15 protein-coding genes and 1 pseudogene are annotated in these 17,017 nt (G+C 62.7%); 11 read left to right on the top strand and 5 right to left on the bottom strand.

Annotated elements, in window-relative coordinates; all coding sequences use genetic code 11:
* The first annotated feature begins 6 nt into the window (after positions 1 to 6).
* The 5 genes and pseudogenes from FJ039_09105 to FJ039_09125 all read left to right on the top strand — a co-directional run bounded on the left by FJ039_09105 (position 7) and on the right by FJ039_09125 (position 3,690).
* Positions 7 to 354: pseudogene (locus FJ039_09105) on the top strand (LemA family protein).
* Complete coding sequence (locus FJ039_09110; GenBank protein MBM4406319.1) at positions 329 to 1,285, top strand: M48 family metallopeptidase; 957 nt, start codon at positions 329 to 331, stop codon at positions 1,283 to 1,285. The pseudogene FJ039_09105 and the gene FJ039_09110 overlap by 26 nt, the downstream one beginning before the upstream one ends.
* 10 nt (positions 1,286 to 1,295) lie before the next feature.
* Positions 1,296 to 1,784: a CinA family protein gene (locus FJ039_09115; GenBank protein MBM4406320.1), complete on the top strand. Its 489-nt coding sequence runs from the start codon at positions 1,296 to 1,298 to the stop codon at positions 1,782 to 1,784.
* 181 nt (positions 1,785 to 1,965) lie between these two features.
* A complete protein-coding gene (locus FJ039_09120) occupies positions 1,966 to 2,355 on the top strand; it encodes a hypothetical protein (protein ID MBM4406321.1) in 390 nt (129 codons plus the stop codon).
* Positions 2,356 to 2,382: 27 nt separating this feature from the next.
* Positions 2,383 to 3,690 carry an exonuclease SbcCD subunit D gene (locus FJ039_09125; protein MBM4406322.1) on the top strand — a complete coding sequence of 436 codons (1,308 nt, stop codon included), beginning with the start codon at positions 2,383 to 2,385 and terminating at the stop codon, positions 3,688 to 3,690.
* Between the two features lie 319 nt (positions 3,691 to 4,009).
* Here FJ039_09125 and FJ039_09130 read toward each other — a convergent pair whose 3' ends face one another.
* The 5 genes from FJ039_09130 to FJ039_09150 all read right to left on the bottom strand — a co-directional run bounded on the left by FJ039_09130 (position 4,010) and on the right by FJ039_09150 (position 9,237).
* Positions 4,010 to 4,882, bottom strand: coding sequence for an MBL fold metallo-hydrolase (locus FJ039_09130; protein MBM4406323.1), 873 nt, complete (start codon positions 4,880 to 4,882; stop codon positions 4,010 to 4,012).
* 8 nt (positions 4,883 to 4,890) lie between these two features.
* Entirely contained in the window at positions 4,891 to 6,237 is a 1,347-nt protein-coding gene (locus FJ039_09135; GenBank protein ID MBM4406324.1) for a hypothetical protein, read from the bottom strand.
* Positions 6,084 to 7,472, bottom strand: a complete 1,389-nt coding sequence (locus FJ039_09140) for a hypothetical protein (GenBank protein ID MBM4406325.1) — start codon at positions 7,470 to 7,472, stop codon at positions 6,084 to 6,086. Before FJ039_09140 ends, FJ039_09135 begins: the two co-directional genes overlap by 154 nt.
* 52 nt (positions 7,473 to 7,524) lie before the next feature.
* Positions 7,525 to 8,682 (bottom strand): amidohydrolase, encoded by a 1,158-nt coding sequence (locus tag FJ039_09145; protein MBM4406326.1) that lies wholly within the window; start codon positions 8,680 to 8,682, stop codon positions 7,525 to 7,527.
* A 102-nt stretch (positions 8,683 to 8,784) separates the two neighbouring features.
* Positions 8,785 to 9,237 carry a VOC family protein gene (locus FJ039_09150; GenBank protein ID MBM4406327.1) on the bottom strand — a complete coding sequence of 151 codons (453 nt, stop codon included), beginning with the start codon at positions 9,235 to 9,237 and terminating at the stop codon, positions 8,785 to 8,787.
* A gap of 188 nt (positions 9,238 to 9,425) precedes the next feature.
* On the opposite strand from FJ039_09150, the gene FJ039_09155 reads away from it, so the two are divergent.
* From FJ039_09155 to FJ039_09180, 6 genes are all read left to right on the top strand, one after another.
* On the top strand, positions 9,426 to 9,905 hold the full coding sequence (locus FJ039_09155; GenBank protein ID MBM4406328.1) for an Lrp/AsnC family transcriptional regulator: 480 nt from the start codon (positions 9,426 to 9,428) through the stop codon (positions 9,903 to 9,905).
* A 76-nt stretch (positions 9,906 to 9,981) separates the two neighbouring features.
* Entirely contained in the window at positions 9,982 to 11,040 is a 1,059-nt protein-coding gene (locus tag FJ039_09160) for an LLM class flavin-dependent oxidoreductase (GenBank protein ID MBM4406329.1), read from the top strand.
* Positions 11,041 to 11,053: 13 nt separating this feature from the next.
* Positions 11,054 to 12,289 (top strand): acyl dehydratase, encoded by a 1,236-nt coding sequence (locus FJ039_09165; protein ID MBM4406330.1) that lies wholly within the window; start codon positions 11,054 to 11,056, stop codon positions 12,287 to 12,289.
* An 11-nt stretch (positions 12,290 to 12,300) separates the two neighbouring features.
* Positions 12,301 to 14,706, top strand: a complete 2,406-nt coding sequence (locus FJ039_09170; GenBank protein MBM4406331.1) for a CoA transferase — start codon at positions 12,301 to 12,303, stop codon at positions 14,704 to 14,706.
* Positions 14,707 to 14,708: 2 nt separating this feature from the next.
* Positions 14,709 to 15,842 (top strand): acyl-CoA dehydrogenase, encoded by a 1,134-nt coding sequence (locus tag FJ039_09175; protein ID MBM4406332.1) that lies wholly within the window; start codon positions 14,709 to 14,711, stop codon positions 15,840 to 15,842.
* The gene (locus FJ039_09180; protein MBM4406333.1) at positions 15,839 to 17,017 is read left to right on the top strand and encodes an acyl-CoA dehydrogenase; all 1,179 of its coding nucleotides are present in this window, start codon (positions 15,839 to 15,841) and stop codon (positions 17,015 to 17,017) included. Before FJ039_09175 ends, FJ039_09180 begins: the two co-directional genes overlap by 4 nt.

Raw genomic sequence — 17,017 nt, forward strand, 5'->3', positions numbered from 1 at the left:
TAGAATGTCACCAAGGCCCGCGCTGCCCTCATGTCTGCAGGCACGCCTCAGCAGGCCGCTCAGGCGGACAACATGCTCACTGGCGCGCTGAAGAGCCTCTTCGCCGTCGCAGAGGCCTATCCCGAGCTGAAAGCCAACCAAAACCTTCTCCAGCTCCAGGGCGAGCTCTCAGACTTGGAGGCCAAGATTGCCTATGCGCGCCAGTTCTACAACACCAACGTCCGCGACCTGAACACCAAGATTCAGGTCTTCCCCGCCGTCTTCGTCGCGCGAATGTTCGGCTTCAAAGAAGAGGGCTATTTCGAGGCAGAGGAAGCGGCGCGTGCCGATGTCCAGGTCAAGTTCACCAACTAGCTCCCTGAATATCTACACCGCTATCGAAGAGAACCGTCGCAAGACGGCGCTCTTCATTGCGGCCTTCGTTCTGCTCATCGGCCTCATTGCCTTCGCCGTGGGCATCGTCCTCGGCCTGCCGGTCGCTCCGGCAGGCGTCGTCTCTCTCGTGCTCACGGCTTTTGCTCTCCTCCTCGCCCTCTGGCTCTATCGCGCGTCGGATCGCATCGTCCTCGGCATCTCGGAAGCTAGGGAAGCGAAAAGGCAGGAGCATCTTGAGCTCTATCGCACCGTGGAGAACATCTCCATCGCCGCCGGCATCCCTATGCCCAAGGTCTACATCATTAACGATACCGCGCCCAACGCCTTCGCCACCGGGCGCGACCCGGCCCACGCCTCCGTGGCCGTCACCACCGGCCTTCTGCAGAAGCTGAGCAAGCTTGAGCTTGAGGGCGTCATCGCCCACGAGATCTCCCACATCCGCAACTTTGATACGCGCTTGATGGTCATGGTCGCCGTCTTCGTCGGCTTCATCGCCGTCCTGGCCGATGTCATGCTTCGCTACACCTGGTACGGCGCAGGCCGCCGCACGCGCTATAAAGGGAAGGGCGAAGGCTCGGCCGGTGCGGTTGTCCTCGTCCTCGCCATCGTCGCCCTCATCCTTGCTCCCATCGCCGCCCAGGTCATCCAGTTCGCGATCGCCCGCCAGCGTGAATTTCTCGCCGATGCCTCTAGCGCCCTCCTCACCCGCTACCCTGCCGGCCTCGCCGGCGCTCTAGAGAAGATTACGAACGACACTGAGCCGCTAGAGGTCGCCACCAAGGGCACAGCTCACCTCTACATCGCCAACCCCATAAAGGGCCAGGAGAGCAGCATGAACAACCTCTTTGCCACCCATCCTCCCATCAAAGAGCGCGTCGCTCGCCTCCGGGCGATGGCCTCTGCCGCCTAGGGCCGTGCCTATGACCAAGGAGGAGCGCGTCGCCCAGGCACTCATCGCCGCCGGCAAGCGCATCGCCGTTGCCGAATCCACCACAGGCGGCTATGTCGGCCATCTGCTCAACAATATCCCCGGCTCGTCGAAATACTTCATCGGTGGCGTCGTCGCCTATAGCAACCAGCCCAAGATGCACGTGCTGAAAGTCCCGGAGCATGTGCTAAAGGAGGCTGGCTCCGTCAGCGCGCAGACGGCTCTCGCCATGGCCCAGGGCGTACGCGCCCTCATGCAGGCCGATATCGGCGTCGCCGAAACCGGCATCGCCGGGCCCTCCCACGGCTCACCGGGTAAGCCCGTCGGCACCGTCTTCATGGCCATCTCCACCAAGGACGGCTATGAGCTCGTCGAGCGCAGCGTCTGGACCACCGACCGCATCGGCTTCAAGGAAAAAACGGCGGAGGCCCTCTTCAGCCTGGTAGAGCACTACCTGAACCGCAAGCCCTCATCGCCATAAGATCACCGTTGGTCTTCCTCCCCCTCTATTTGTGTTCCCGTGACGCTCGCTCTTTACCTTCAAAAATCTGTGCTCTCTGTGTCCTCTGTGGATAGATGGCTCCTTTCTCTCCCCTGCCCCTCGCCTCGCCTGGGGTCGCCCGCACTGCTATACTATCCCCACTTTCCACAAGAGGTTCTCGATGGTCTTCCCCCGCGCACAGCAGACTCGCGATATTGACTTCCTCGTCGAATTCCTTCGCCGCGTCCAGAAGGCCCGCGAGACGGGCGACTACCAGCCTGTTGCGGCCTTGATCCACCCCAAGGCCCTCCTGCGCACGCACGGGGGCGAAAAGACCGGCGTTGATCCCATCGTCAATCACCTCAAGACTCTCGCCGAAAAGCCCTACAAGGCGGAAATCGTCGCTCCCAAGGGTGGCCTCGCCACCGTCCTCATCACCCCCATCACCGTAGACACCCGCGCCCAGAGTCACGAGCAGGTCTATCGCATCCGAGGCGATATGCTCATCGAGTTGATAGACATGGGCCGCACGCCGGAGATGGTCTTTCGTCCCATGAGCCAGCCCAACTAAGCGCGATCCCTCCGCAGGCGGCCCGCTATGCGCATTTTGCACGTCTCCGATATCCACATCGGGATTGAGACCTACGGGCGGCCCGCCGCCGAAGTCGATATCGAGCGCCTGCCCCCGACCTTTGCCCCCGGCGAAGACCGCAAGCCCTACCTCGGCTACTCTACCCGGCTCCTCGATTTCCTCTGCGCCTTCGATGAGGTCGTCGCCTATGCCATCCAGCACAAGGTGGACCTCCTCCTCTTCACCGGCGATGCCTATAAGAATCGCGAGCCTACTCAGACCCACCAACGCGAGTTCGCTAAACGCATCGCCCGGCTCGCCGCTTCAGGCATCCCCGTGGTCCTACTCGTCGGCAACCACGATCTCCCGCACGCCTCCTACAAGGCCAACTCCATCGAGATATTCGACACCCTCAACGTCCCCAACGTCACCGTCACCGATCGGCTGGATGTCTACCGCGTGAAGACCCGGGCTGGCCCCCTGCAAGTGCTCGCCATCCCCTGGATTCGGCGTAGCGCCTTCCTCGCCCGCGATGACGTCCGTAACCTCCCCTTCGAGCAGATCAACAAACTGCTCGAGCAGAAGCTCACCAATGCCATCCAGGCCGCCGCCGATGAGCTCGACCGCTCCACTCCTGCCATCGTTGCCGCCCACGTTACCGTCGGCACCGCAAAGCTCGGCACCGAACGCTCCATGATGATCGGCTACGACCATGTCCTCATGCAAAGCACCCTCACGGCCCTGCCTGCCGATTACGTCGGCCTTGGCCACATCCACCACCGACAGGAGTTGAGCCAGCGCCCGCCGATGCTTTATCCCGGCAGCCTCCAGCGCATAGACTTCGGCGAAGAAGATCACGAAGCGAAGGGCTTCTACATCGTCGAGCTTGATGCTGCGAGGCCGTTAGGCGAACGCGTTGCCAAGCTCGATTTCCATCCTGTCCAGGCTCGAGCCTTCGTCACGATAGACGTGACCCTTCTGGAGAACGATCTGGACCCAACATTAACCGTCGTCCAGGCCATAGAGCGCCATCATATAGCCGATGCCATCGTCCGTCTCCACATCAAGCTCCCCGCGTCCCTCGCAGCCATGCTCCGCGAGCGCGAGATTCGCCAAGCCGTGGAACGCCACGGCGCGCACGCTATCGCCGCCATCACCCGCGATGTGGAACGCACATCCCGCCCGCGACTCGGCGCCCTTTCCCTTGAGCAGCAAACGCCCCTTCAGCTCCTGGGGCACTATCTCTCATCCAAGCAGGTCGGCAAGGAGCGCTCCGAACGCCTCATGACCCTTGCAAAGGGCCTCATGGATTCGGAAGACCGGGATAACGCATAGGGTCTCCCCCTCCGTCGCCCTAAGAAGCGGCGATGCCGAATCGCCACGACGAACGGGCCTACGCCGTCCGAGTTGCCCTGCAACCCGAATCTGCGTAGGGGTGGTCCGATTCCATCGGACGAACGCGGTCCCTTTCCGAAGGACTCTCGTTCCTACGAGTCCGGACTGCTCGGACCGTGTGTGTCCTCACCCCGCATGTTGCATCGGGGCCGCACCGGAGCGCCCCTCCCCACCGGGCGCATCATTGCGCCCCTACCCTCTCCCAGCTCCGATTTATCGGAGCGTCCGGGAGAGAGCCAGGGTGAGGTCTCCTGTTCCCTCAATCCCCAAAGTACGGTCGCCACATCCACCCATGCCCCTTGCTCACGATCTGCCCAACCGTTGGGTCGGCGAAGTGCGCGGGCAGGATGAATGCCCCCGTGTCCGCATACCTCTTGAAGAAATCCCGACGCGCCTGCCGCGTCCCCGGCGGGTCCACGTCATACGGGATATTCCAGTCCGGCTCGCCGATTTGCGCCGGGTGGTGCATCAGATCGCCGCACAGCACCGCCTCTCGCCGCTTCGAGTTCACCTTCAGCGAGACCTGCCCCGGCGTATGCCCCGCCGCGGATTCCAGCCGCACCTCGTCCTCTATGACAAAATCGCTCTCCACCATCATTGCCTGTCCCGATTCCACCACTGGCAGCACGCTGTCCACAAAAGAGTCGTAGCTGAAGTCGCCCTCTTTGCGCTCCTTCCAGTAACCGTACTCCTTTTTCGACATCAGATATTTCGCCTTGGGGAACGTCGGCATCCACTTCCCGTTCACCAGCTTCGTATTCCAACCCACATGGTCGTTGTGCAGGTGCGTGCACAGCACATAGTCCACCGTATCGGGCGGCGCGCCTGCCTTCGCCAGGTTATCTAGGTAGGGCGTGTTCATGTTCGTGGCCTTCGCGTTCGCCCCCCGTTGCTTATTGTTGCCGAAGCACATATCCACCAGGATTGTGTGCCGCTTCGTCTTCACGATGTACGTGTGGATGCTCATGAGCAGCTTGTGCTCCGGCGTCATGAAGTGCGGCGTCAGCCACTCCTTATGCCGGTCCAGCACCTCAGGCGTCGAGCCCAACAGCAGGTATTTGTGATCAGCTTCCATAGGCCCGATCTCCACGACGTTGGAGATGGTCACATTGCCGATGGCGATCTGTTTCATCGCGGGGCTTACCGCACGCCCAAAAAGCTCAGGATGTTGCCGCTCATCAGGCGCTGTGTCTCGGCTGCCGGGACGTTGTGCTTCTTCAGCATCGCCATTGCCTCATGCGCCGTGGAGGCGTCGTGGTGCGGGTAGCGCGATCCCCATGCCGCGAAGGGGCTGAAGGCATCGTGCAGCCGCGCCACCGTGCTCTCCCATGTGTCGAACGTCACCAGCGAAGGCCGCTCCACAAAGATATGCTCCGGCTCCAGGCTCACATCCCGGATGTAGCTCGCAACCGTCAGGTACGTCTCCGATTTCTCCAGCGTCAGCGGGATAAGTGAAGCTCCCGCCCCTGCGAAGGCCAGCTTCAGCTTCGGATACTCCTCCATATGCCCGCAGAATGCGAAGGCCGTCAGCGCCGCGGCATTGTCCATCGCCAGCGCAACCGCCTCCGCTACGTTATGGCCGATCGCCATCTTCAGCGCCACGCGCTCCACGTAAGGCCCGGTGGACGTCCACTCGGCATTTGTGCTCCCGGGCGAAGCGTGGATGAACGCGGCGATGCCCGATCCCTCCAGCTCCTGCCAGAGCGCGGTGTACCGCTTGTGGCTCAAGAAACCGCCGCCGTAATAGGCGGGACGGATGAACACCGCCTTGAAGCCGCTCTTCGCGATGCGCCGCAGCTCTGCCAGGGCAAAGCCCGTATCCTGGACGGGGAGGACGGCCACCGGGAAGAGACGCTGGCTGTTCACCTTGGCGAAGTCGGCGATCCAATCGTTGTACGCCCGCGCCAGCGCATGGGCCAGGTCGGGATTCTCCACAAGCGGGAAATACTCCGCGAACGTCGTCGGAAAGAGAAGCGCTTGCTTCACTCCCATGGCGTCCATGTCCTTCAGGCGCGCCGCTGCATCCCACGCCCCGGGGTTGATGGGGTGGAAGGCTCGCGGGTCCAGGTCGCCGATCTGCTCCGGCGTCATCCCGGGCCGCCAGATCGCCTGCCGGAAGATGCGGCTGGAGTTCATCGGCTTGGCCGATCTGCCGTTCAGGATCGTCGTGATAACGCCCGAGGCGTCGAGATTGAAGTAGAAGGCCGAGCGCGCGGCGACTCGGTACGCGGCATCCAGGTGCTGCTCCCAGATGGCAGCCGGCTCCAGGATGTAGCTGCAGCTGTCGAAGACTGTTGTTGCTGTTGCGGTGGTCATGGTCGTCTCCTGCGCGGTTAGCGCTTCACGTGGTGATGGCGTCCGCGCGGATAGGCCTCTCTCTCCCACCACTGCTCCAGGTCTTCGCTCTTCGGGAACCACGCCGGCCGCTCGATCACCGAAGGCGCCTCCGTCACAAAGAGCTTCTGCTCGATGCCGTACATCCGGCATGCGTTCTCGCCCATCAGCCGCTTCTGCACCGCGAGGGGCACGCCCGCCTCCTCCATCTCCTTGATGCCGCTCCAGGCGTCCGCCGCGTCATGGTGATAGGCGTCTGACGCCCAGATGCCCACCTTCTGGAAGCGGTCCCACTGGCGGAAGACCGGCGTCTCGTCCGATTCGAAGGAGATGACGCACTGCTCCTCAAAGGCCTCGCTCGGCAGCCGCTTCGCGGGGAAGAGTCTCTCCTGGCGGTAGAGCTTGAACAGCCGGTCGCAGTGGTCCAGAAGCGGCGGTAGCCAGGTGGCGTTGCACTCAAAGATCGCCATTTTCAGCTTCGGATAGCGGTCCAGGAAGCCGGAAAGGAAGACCTGCGCCAGCCATGTCATCCCTTCGTAGATGAAACTCATCGTCTGCGTATCCGGCGCGCGCACTGCCCCTTCCCCTGCGCGCATCAGCATCTCGCCCGGCGTCACCATCGTGGCGCTCGGCTCGGAAGGGGGTGTTGGAAAGGCGTGCATCCCCAGCACCATGCCCGTCTCCTGGAACGTGCGGAACACCAGGTCGTACGTCGCCACACTTGCCGCGTCCGCCGTTCGCACCAGGCGGTTCGGGTAGCTCCCCCGCGCGTCTATCGGGCGGATAAGCCCCACTTTGATGCCCAGCTTGGAGGCGCGCTTGATCTCCTCAGCCGCCGCCCCCGGACTCTGCACCGGCAGCGCTGCCGCCGCGTACAGCCGCCCCGGCGCCTGCTTGCACCAGTCCAGCGACCAGTTGTTATACGCCCGGCAGAAGGCCGCCGCTCCCTCGATGCTCTCCACGAACGGCAGGTGTGCCACCATCATCGTCGGGATCACCAGCACCTGGTCTATCCCCATCAGATCCATCTCTTTGACCCGGGCACGGGGGTCCTTTGCCCCCTTGTGCTCCACGTAGTCCGCCTGCTCCGGCGTCAGCGGCATCTGGCCCAGCTTCCGGATGATCTTCTTGTTGAAGCCTGGCCCCGCGATGCAGATTGGGTTGAACGTCGGGAACTCGGAGTTCGCCCCGCCGATTACCTCCGTCCGCCCGTTCAGCACCGCGTGTTTCGCGTCCTTCCAGTAGGAGCGCTTCACCAAGTCGCGGTACTCCGGCTCCACGTAGTCCCATATCTCGAACGGATCGTTGATGTGCGCGTCGCAATCGAACACCGGGAAGCTCTTCTTGTGCGTCACCCCATCCTCCTCGAATGAAAGATATGACTCTATCGCGGTGCCGCGTCTGGGCCGCTCAGGGGAAAGCCGATGGAAACTCGCCCGTCTAGTTCAAGTGATAGATGCGCTGCGAGTTCTCGAACACGATCTTGCGCCGCTCGTGCTCGGGCACCCCGGGCAGCGATTGCTCGACGCTCTTATGGCTGTAGGGCCATGTCGTGTCCGTGTGCGGGTAGTCGGACTCCCACAGCAGGTTATCGATGCCGATCATGTGCCGGCACGCCACGCCCGCGGCGTCGCTGATGAACGCCACGTAGCACTGGCGGTGGAAATACTCGGACGGCTTTTGTGTAAGCTGCGACTTCGTCCAGTAGCGGTGGCGGTTGTAGGTGTAGTCGGCGCGCTCCAGGAAATACGGCACCCAGCCGATGCCCCCCTCGCTGGAAACCACCTTCAGCTTCGGGTGCCGGTGCAGCATGCCCGTCCAGATGATGTCGGAGAGTATCTGGAAGTTGCTCAAGGGCGCGGACGTGATGTATGACTCCGCAGTCCCTGGTAGGGGATTCTTCAAGAACTCCGAGCCGCCTCGCTTCGCCGATGAGATGTGCAGGTTGATCGCGATGTCCATCTCCTCGCACGCCGACCACACCAGGTCGTACCACGGGTCAACGAACGATTTGCAGTCCTTCGCCCCCTCCAGGTAGCACGGGATGGAGACGGCCTTCACGCCTCGCTTCACGATGCGGTTCAACTCCTTTACTGCCATCTGGGGGTTGTACAGGGGCAGGATGCCGAGACCGATGAGTCGCCCAGGCGCCGTCGGCTGAAACTCTTCGACTACCCAGTCGTTGTATGTGGCGATCGCCCAGTCGCGCAGTTCAGGGTCGTTGATACTGAAGAAGTTCTCACCGCCAAGGCTCGGCACCGTGGGGAAGCAGACCTGCGTCTTCACGCCGTCCAGGTCCATGTCAGCCACCCGCGCCTTTGGGTCGTAGCACCCCAAGCGCATGTCCCTATAGTTCTGCGCCTTGGCGGTGTACTCCTCGAACGACTTGCCCGCCATGGCGGAGAGCCCGATGTTCGGCGTTGCCCGGTCCTCCACCTTCCACATCTCCACACCGTCAGCCCCCACCACGATCTTCGGGGCCTTCTCCTTCAGCTTCGTCGGCGCGCGTTTCGTCCACACGTCGGCAGGCTCGATGATATGGTCGTCCGCTGAGATGAGATCAAGTTTGCCGTACGGCTTTTTTGGGATTTCAAACATGGGGTCCTCCTCTGAGTTGCGGTCTCTGAATTGGATGGCTGTAGTATCGGTGCAGCATCCCGGAAATACAAGACGTGAGATTCGCTTCTGGCACCGTCTCTTCTAGCGCCTCTTCCCCTGCTTCGGAGCCTTCGGCGGTATTCCCAGCAGCTCGATCTGCTGGCCGTCCGGGTCTTGGATAAAGCAGGCGTTCGTATGGTAGGAGCGCTCCCGCAGCACGGTGTATCCCGACTTCTCCAGCCTGTCCAGCTGCTTCGCCAGGTTGCGCACCCGCATGGAGATATGCGTCAGTCCCGGCTGGTTGATGGGCCGGGTGGCCTTCGGCGCCGTCCCCGGCGAATGGTAATACAGCAGCTCCAGCGTGAACCCGTTCTTGGTCAGGAAGAGCGCCGTCAGGTCCACCTTCTTCAGCGCCAGGAACTTGTCCTGCGTTTCGCTCATCCCCGGGCGTATCTCGTGCTTCACTTTGAAGCCCAGGTACTTCTCGTAAAACTCCCGCGACCGCATCAGGTCCGTCACGCACAGGCCGATGTGGCTGAACCGATAAGTGCTCACTGCGCTCCTTTACCGTAGAAAGGAAAGTGGGCAGTATCATGCCCGGTGAGCGGCCCTTCTGCAAGCCAGGTACCTTCCTATTGCCGGTTCACATAAGTGAGAGGCAATCTAGCGGCAGACTAGTCTTTATTGACATCAAACAGCATATCTGATACAAAGGGCGCCCTAAAATATGCTGTAGGTGGGCAATGACGCAACTATCAATCAATGGAGCTGAAAATCGTACGCTCGATGATATTGACCTGAAGCTTGTTGACCTGCTCGTGAAGGATGGCCGCGCCGCCAACGTGGACCTCGCCAAGGCCCTCGGCATCAGCGAAAGCACAGTCGCTCGTCGCCTCAAGGCTCTTGTGGACGGTGGCTGGATCAAGATCTCCGCCGTCCTCGATCCGCCCAAGTTCGGCTTCACGGTCACCGCCCTTATCGGCGTCAACACCGATCCCAAGCACACCGTCCCGCTCTCCGAGGAGATCGCCAATCTCTCGGAAGTCCAGTTCGTCGGCATTACCACCGGTCCGCATGACCTCTACGTCTGGGTCAACGTCCGCAGCCTCCCGGAGCTCTGGAGCTTCCTCGCCGAGCGACTAAACACCCTCAATGGCATACGCTCCAGCCAAACCATGATCCTGCTTGAAACCAAGAAACGCACCCAAGGACGCATCTTCTAGCCGCTCGCGGTTGCCGCAGAGCGATGCATCGGCAAAGCTACACAAACGGCGCAGGGAGAACCTGCTGAGGGAACCCATGAAGTTCGGCACGTTCCAGCTCGTCGAAAATCCCGAATGGCAGTCGGAGCGCGACACATTCAAGCAAGATGTCGAGATCATGCAGTACGCCGAATATCTCGGCTTCGACGAAGTCTGGATCACAGAGCACCACTTCAATCGCTATGGCCTCTGCGCCGATCCGCTTCTCTACGCCACCCACGTCGCCGCTAAGACCAAACGCATCCGCATCGGCACCGCCATCCTCGTTCTCCCCTTCCACAATCCCATCCGCCTCGCCGAGCAGATTGCCATGGTGGACATCTTGAGCGATGGCCGCCTCGATGTCGGCGTCGGCCGCGGCTACCAGCCCGTCGAGTACTCCGGCATGAACATCCCGATTGAACAGGGCAACGAGATGTTTGCGGAAGTCCTGGATGTTCTCTTCCAGGCCTGGACCCAGCCCAAGGTGAACTACAAGGGCAAATACTTCACGTACAAAGACACCGTCGTCATCCCCAAACCCGTCCAGAAGCCGCATCCCCCTGTCTACGTCGCCACCAGCACGCCCGATAAGATGCGCGAAGCCGCCCGCCGCGGCTTCCGCCTCATGTGGGGCAGCGTGGACACGCCTGCTGAGCAGGGCGGCCCCACCATCCAGAACATCTGGGAGAAGATCGCTCGGGAAGAAGGGATGCCAGAGGCCCAGATCAAGACAACATCGAAGGACTTCCCCAAGACCCTCCGCATCTACGTGGCGGAGACGGACGATAAAGCCTGGCAGGAGATTCAGAAACCCCTCGCTTGGTTCGTCGAGCACTTCCTTGGCCAGAGCGCGGGGGCCGGCAGCGTTGCAGGCGGGCAGTTTTCCCAATATAAGGAGAGCGAAAAGACCTTCCAGAGCCCCTTGGAGAGTTTCCGCGACCGCGATATCTACGGCAGCCCTGAGACCGTGGCCAGGAAGCTGAAAGAGATCCACCAGAAAACTGGCGTCGGCAACTTCGTCGGCTGGTTTAGCTTCGGAGGCATAGAAGGCAACAAGGCCAAGAACTCCATGCGGCTCTTCGCCAAGGAAGTCATGCCCAGACTGAAGGGCTAGAGGAACGTTGCCCGTGACTACTGCTGAACAGCGCGACAAGGACAGAGAGTACAGCGCCAAGATCACGTCGGAAGGCGTGGAGAAGATGCGCGCCCGCATCGGCATCCGCGTCCCCCACACGGACCCCCGCACGGAATGGGCCTCCGTTGACACCATCCGCAACTACGCCCGCAGCTACGGCGATGACAACCCCCTCTTCACCGATCCCCACTACGCCAAGAAGACCCGCTGGGGAAGCGTCATCGCCCCGCCCGTCTACGTCCGCAACATGGGCATGAGTGAGATCAAAGAGATATCCGCCGAAGACCGCGCCAAAGGCGAAGGCGCTCTTCGTGGCATCCATGCCTTCTGGGCCGGCGATACCGTCGAATGGTATCGCCCCATCTACCCCAGCGATCGCCTCACCATAGAAGACTACCTCTATGACGTAGAAGAGAAGGTCAGCCAGTTCGCCGTCAAGTCCGTCATCACCCGCTACCGGGAGGTCTACCTCAACCAGCGCGGCGAGCTCGTCTGTCTCTGGCATCGCTCCTACGTCCGTACCGAGCGCGCCACGGCGGCGGAAAAGAAGGCCCACTTCGCCATCGAGCGCCCAAAGTACACCCCCGAGATGATGAAGGAGATTGACGAGGCCTATGAGCGCGAAGAGGTCCGCGGCGCCCAGCCCCGCTACTGGGAAGATGTGAAAGAGGGCGACCTCCTCATGCCAGCCGTCCACGGCCCCCTCACCCTCACGGACATCGTCACCTTCCTTGGCGGCAACGGCACGTCCCTCCTCGCCACCGGCAAGATCGCCTATAAGTTTCGCAAGAAGCACCCCGGCAACTACAGCCGCAACGCCTTCGGCGCGCCAGAGTCCATCGTCCGCTGCCACTACGATGAGCCCTACGCCCAGCGCATCGGCAACCCCTTCGCCTATGATCTCGGCGTCATGCGCCAGTGCTGGGTCACCCATGCCGTCACCAACTGGATGGGCGACGACGCCTGGCTCTGGAAGCTCGATAGCCGCATCAAGGGCTTCAACTACATCGGCGATACCACCTACGTCAAAGGCAAAGTGACCAAGAGATACACGGACCGGGGAGTGAAGTGCGTGGACCTGGAGGTTTGGGCGGAGAACCAGCGCGGGCAGACCACTGCCCAGGGTCCCGCCACCGTCCTCCTTCCCTCTCGGGAGTCCGGGCCGCCCCAGCTGCCGCCCCCTCCGCCCGGCTACGAGGGCAGACTGCCTAAGGCCGTAGACTGGTAAACTCCTCTCCCATGACTACGCCTGCCCTCGCCGATATCACCGTCCTCGATTTCTCCCATGATGTGGGCGGCGCCTGCTGCGCCAAGCTCCTGGCCGATCACGGCGCCAACGTCGTCATCGTCGAGCCTCACGACGGCTCTCCTTTGCGCAAGGCGGCCCCGTTCGCCAAACAAGACCCCGCGCGCAGCATCCTCTTCGAATATCTCGGCGCCAACAAAAAGAGCCTCGTGCTGGACATCGCCTCCGCCGATGGCGTTCAGAAGGCTAAGGCCCTCGCCGCCTCCGCCGATATCGTCATCGAAGATGCCCCCCCGGGCGCGATGGCGAAGCGCGGCCTCGGCTATCACGAGCTCATCGCCGTCAACCCGGCCCTCGTCGTCGCCTCCATCACCCACTTCGGCCAGACCGGCCCCTATCGCGACTATCAGTCCGCCGAGATCGTGGACTCCGCCCTCGGCGGCTATATGTTCTTCGGCGGCGATGCCAAACGACCTCCCCTCATGATGCCCGGCCGCCAGTGCCAGTACAGCGCCGGCATGCAGGCCGCCCTGGCCTGCATGGCCGCCCTGCGGCATGCCCGCCGCACTGGCCGGGGCCAGTGGATAGACGTCTCCGCAGTGGAGGCCATGCTTACCAACCATGTCTGGACCAGCGTCATGTGGTCCCACGAAGGCAAGCTGATGAAGCGCATCGGCAACGGCGATATCGTGCCCGCCAAGGATGGTTTCGTCCACTTCCTTCCCTTTCCCTCCCAGGGCGAAGTCTTCAACCTCATCGGCAAGCCCGAGCTTTCCAAGGACCCGCGCTTCTCCCGGGAGGCGATGCTCAAGTCCATCGTCAAGACTTTGGCCCTCGTCTATGAAGAGTCCAAGCCCTGGTGTGCCGAGCGCACCAAGGAAGAGATCTACCGCGAAGCCCAGAGCCGTCGCCTCGCCTTCTCACCAGTGAACACCATGGAGGACCTGGCGAAGGATAAGCACCTTCAGGCGCGCGGCTGGCTGGCGACCAAGCCGCATCCCAGCCTGGGCCAGGTCGCCTATCCGGGCGCCCCTTTCAAGATGTCGGAAGCATCGTGGGGTCTGCGCAGCATCGCCCCCACCCTCGGTCAGCACACGGCTGAGGTGCTGGGCCGCCCATCGCCGAGCCGCTCCCGCCCGGCGCAATCCGCCCCCGCCCCAAAGTCCGGTCCCCTCGCGGGCATCCGCATCCTGGAAGTCACTGCACATTGGGCAGGCCCCCTGGCCGGACGCCTCCTCGCCGATCTCGGCGCGGACTCCATCAAGGTCGAAGGCGTCATGCGCACCGCACGCGTCACCGGCCACCTGGCCGGGAACGATACCAAGCGCGCTCGCCCCTACAACCGCTCCGGCTACTTCAACAAGCTCAACCGCAACAAGTTCGATGTCTCCCTCGATCTTTCGACTCCGCGCGGGAAGGAGCTCTTCAAGGAGCTCGTCAAGCAGTCGGACGTCGTCATAGAAAACAACAGCGCCCGCGTCATGAAGGGCCTCGGCCTCGATTACGCCGTCCTCAGCCGGGTCAACCCGCGCATCGTCATGCTCTCCATCACCGGCCTCGGCATGACCGGCCCCAATCGCGACCACGTCTTCTTCGGCAGCAACATTGAAGCCCTCTCCGGCATCTGCTCCCTCATGGGCTACGGCAAGGGTGACCTCTACCGCACCGGCAGCCTCTACGGGGACCCCATCGCCGGCGTCCACGGCGCATTGGCCGTCCTCATCGCTCTGCATCAGCGCGCGCAGACGGGCAAAGGCCAGTTCATAGACCTCTCCCTCCTGGAGTCCTCCATCTGCGTCCTCGGCGAATATCTCCTCGACTACACCGTCAACGGCACGATCTCGCCGCCCGTCGGCAACCGCGGAGAGGCTGCGCCACAGGGGTGCTATCGCTGCGCAGGCGCCGATGTCTGGGCCGTCATCGCCGCCCGCACGGACGAAGAATGGCGCACGCTCGCCGCTGCCATCGGCGCAAAGGACCTCCTTGCGCGGGAAGACCTCGCCCACGCCGAAGGCCGCCGCTCCCATCACGATGAGATTGATCGCGCCATCGAAGCGTGGACCGCCCAGCGCGATAGCTACGAAGTGATGCATGTCCTCCAAGCCAAGGGCATACCTGCGGCCCCCGTCCTGGATGGCCGGGAGCTCCTGGCCGATCCGCACCTCTATGCCCGCAACTTCTATATGATGATTGACCACCCGGAGGTCGGCGTCCTTCCCTATCCCGGCATGCCGTGGAAGCTTTCGGAGACGCCTGCCGCCGTCCGCATGCCCGCGCCCCTCTATGCCCAGCACAACCACTACATCTATCAGGAGCTCCTCAAGCTGACGCCCCAACAGGTGGATGAGCTCCACAAGGACAAGGTCACCAGCCTCGTTCCCCTGGGAGATAGGCACTAGCGATGTTCTTTCAATTGAACGAAGAGCAGAAGATGCTCCGCAGCTCCGCGCGCGACTTCCTCCAGAAGACGTGCACCAAGGACTACGTCCGCGCCATGGAGACCGACCCCCGCGGCCACTCGCCCGATGTCTGGAAGCAGGTCGCCGATCTCGGCTGGCTCGGCCTCACCCTCCCCGAGCAGTACGGCGGCTCCGCGGCCTCCTTCATGGACCTTACGGTCCTCTTTGAGGAGACGGGCCGCGCCCTCCTGCCAGACCCCTTCTTCCCTACCGTCGTCGCCTCTCTCCTGGTGAGCGATGCCGCATCAGAAAAACAGCGCCGCGACCTCCTTCCCAAGGTCGTGAAGGGCGATGCCGTCTTGACCCTCGCCCTCCTGGAAGAGCAAGGCAGCTTCGATCCCGATAGCCTGCACCTCGCGGCGGCCCAGCAGGGCGGCGATTTTGTCTTGACGGGCAAGAAGTTCTTCGTCCCGGAAGGCCACATCGCCGATCTCCTCATCGTCCCCGCGCGCGCCGCTTCCGGGAAAGGCGGCAAGGGCCTCTCCCTCTTCCTCGTCCCCGGCAAGTCGCCCGGTCTCTCCGTGGACGCCCTTCCCACCATCTCGCACGAAAAGCTCGCTGTTCTCTCCTTCTCCTCCGTCCGCGTCGGCAAGGACAACCTCATCGGACCCCTGCACGAAGCCTGGCCCGCCCTCCAGCGCCACCTCCTCATCGCCGCAGTCGCCAAGTGCGCCGAGATGGTGGGCGGCATGCAGCGCGTCCTGGAGATGGCGACTGAGTACGCCAAGACTCGCGTCCAGTTCGGCAGGCCCATCGGCAGCTTCCAGGCCATCCAGCACCACGCCGCCAATATGGCGATAGATGTGGAGACCTCCCGGGAAATCGTCATGGATGCCGCCTACAAGATTGCGTCGGACCTTCCCTTCGAGATGGAGGCCAGCGCCTGCAAGGCCTGGGTCAGTGAGGCCTATCGCCGGGTCGGCTACCTCGGCCACCAGATCCACGGCGGCATCGGCCTCATAGTGGAGCACGATATGCAGCTCTACTTCCGCCGCGCCAAGGCCGCCGAGCTCGCTTATGGCGACGCCGATTACCACCGGGAGCTTGCCGTGGGTAAGCTGGAGGCCATGCTATGAGCTTCCTCATGGAATACCCGCTCCCGCCCGATGCCAAGCGCTTCCAGCAGGAGGTCCGCAGCTTCCTCAAACAGGCCTTCACGCCCGATGTGCGGGAAGAGATGGACACTGGCCAGTGGGGGACGGGCCAGGGCCCCCAGGGGCGGAAGTTCCTCAAGAAACTGGGCGAGAAGAAATGGCTCGGCCTCACCTGGCCCGTCGAATACGGCGGCCTGGGCAAGACCTTCATGCACAAGTTCGCCCTCACGGAAGAGCTCGATTACCTGCACGCCCCCTGGCCCGGCATGGGCAGCTTCGTCGTCGGCCCCTGCCTCATGATGTTCGGCACGCCCGAGCAGAAAAAGACCTTCCTCCCCAAGATCGCGGCGGGCGAGTGGCTCTTTGCCCTTGGTTATACCGAGCCCAACGCCGGCTCGGACCTCGCCTCTCTCTCCTTGAGCGCCGTCGCCGATGGCGATGAGTTCGTCCTCAACGGCCAGAAGATCTTCCAGAGCGAGTCTCACTCCGCCGATTTCGTCTGGCTCGCCGCCCGCACGGACGCCTCCGTCGCCAAGCACAAGGGCATCTCCCTCTTCATCGTGCCCACCCACAGCAAGGGCATGACCCTTCAGCCCATGTACACCATGGGCGGCCACCGCAACAACGTCGTCTACTATGACAACGTCCGCATCCCCAAGGGTAAACTCGTCGGCGAAGTGAACAAGGGCTGGTACTACCTCGCCGCCGCCCTCGATTTGGAGCGCATCTTCCCCATCGGCGGCCTTATGCGGGAGGTGGAAGAGGTCATCTCCTTCGCCAAGGCCTCCCACGCCGGCGGGCGCCCAGCGATGCAAGACCCCGTCCAGCGCAGCCGCCTCGCCCAGATGCTCATAGAGGCGCACGTCCTCCGCACCCACGCCTTCCGCGTCGCTTGGATGCAGGACCAGGGCCAGGTGCCGAATATCGAAGCCTCCATCCAGAAGATCATGATCCGCGAGATGTACCAGCGCCTGGCCACCCTCGCCTATCAGATACTCGGCCAGTACGGCCAGGTTCGCAGGGGCCACCCCCTCGCCGTCCTCAATGGCAAGTTCGAGCACATGGCCCGCCACAGCCCCACCATGACCATCACCGCCGGCAGCTCGGAGATCCAGCGCAATATCATCGCCACGCGCGGCTTGGGCCTGCCCCGGTAA

The sequence above is a fragment of the Chloroflexota bacterium genome (assembly GCA_016875535.1).
GTDB lineage: Bacteria > Chloroflexota > Dehalococcoidia > SHYB01 > SHYB01 > VGPF01.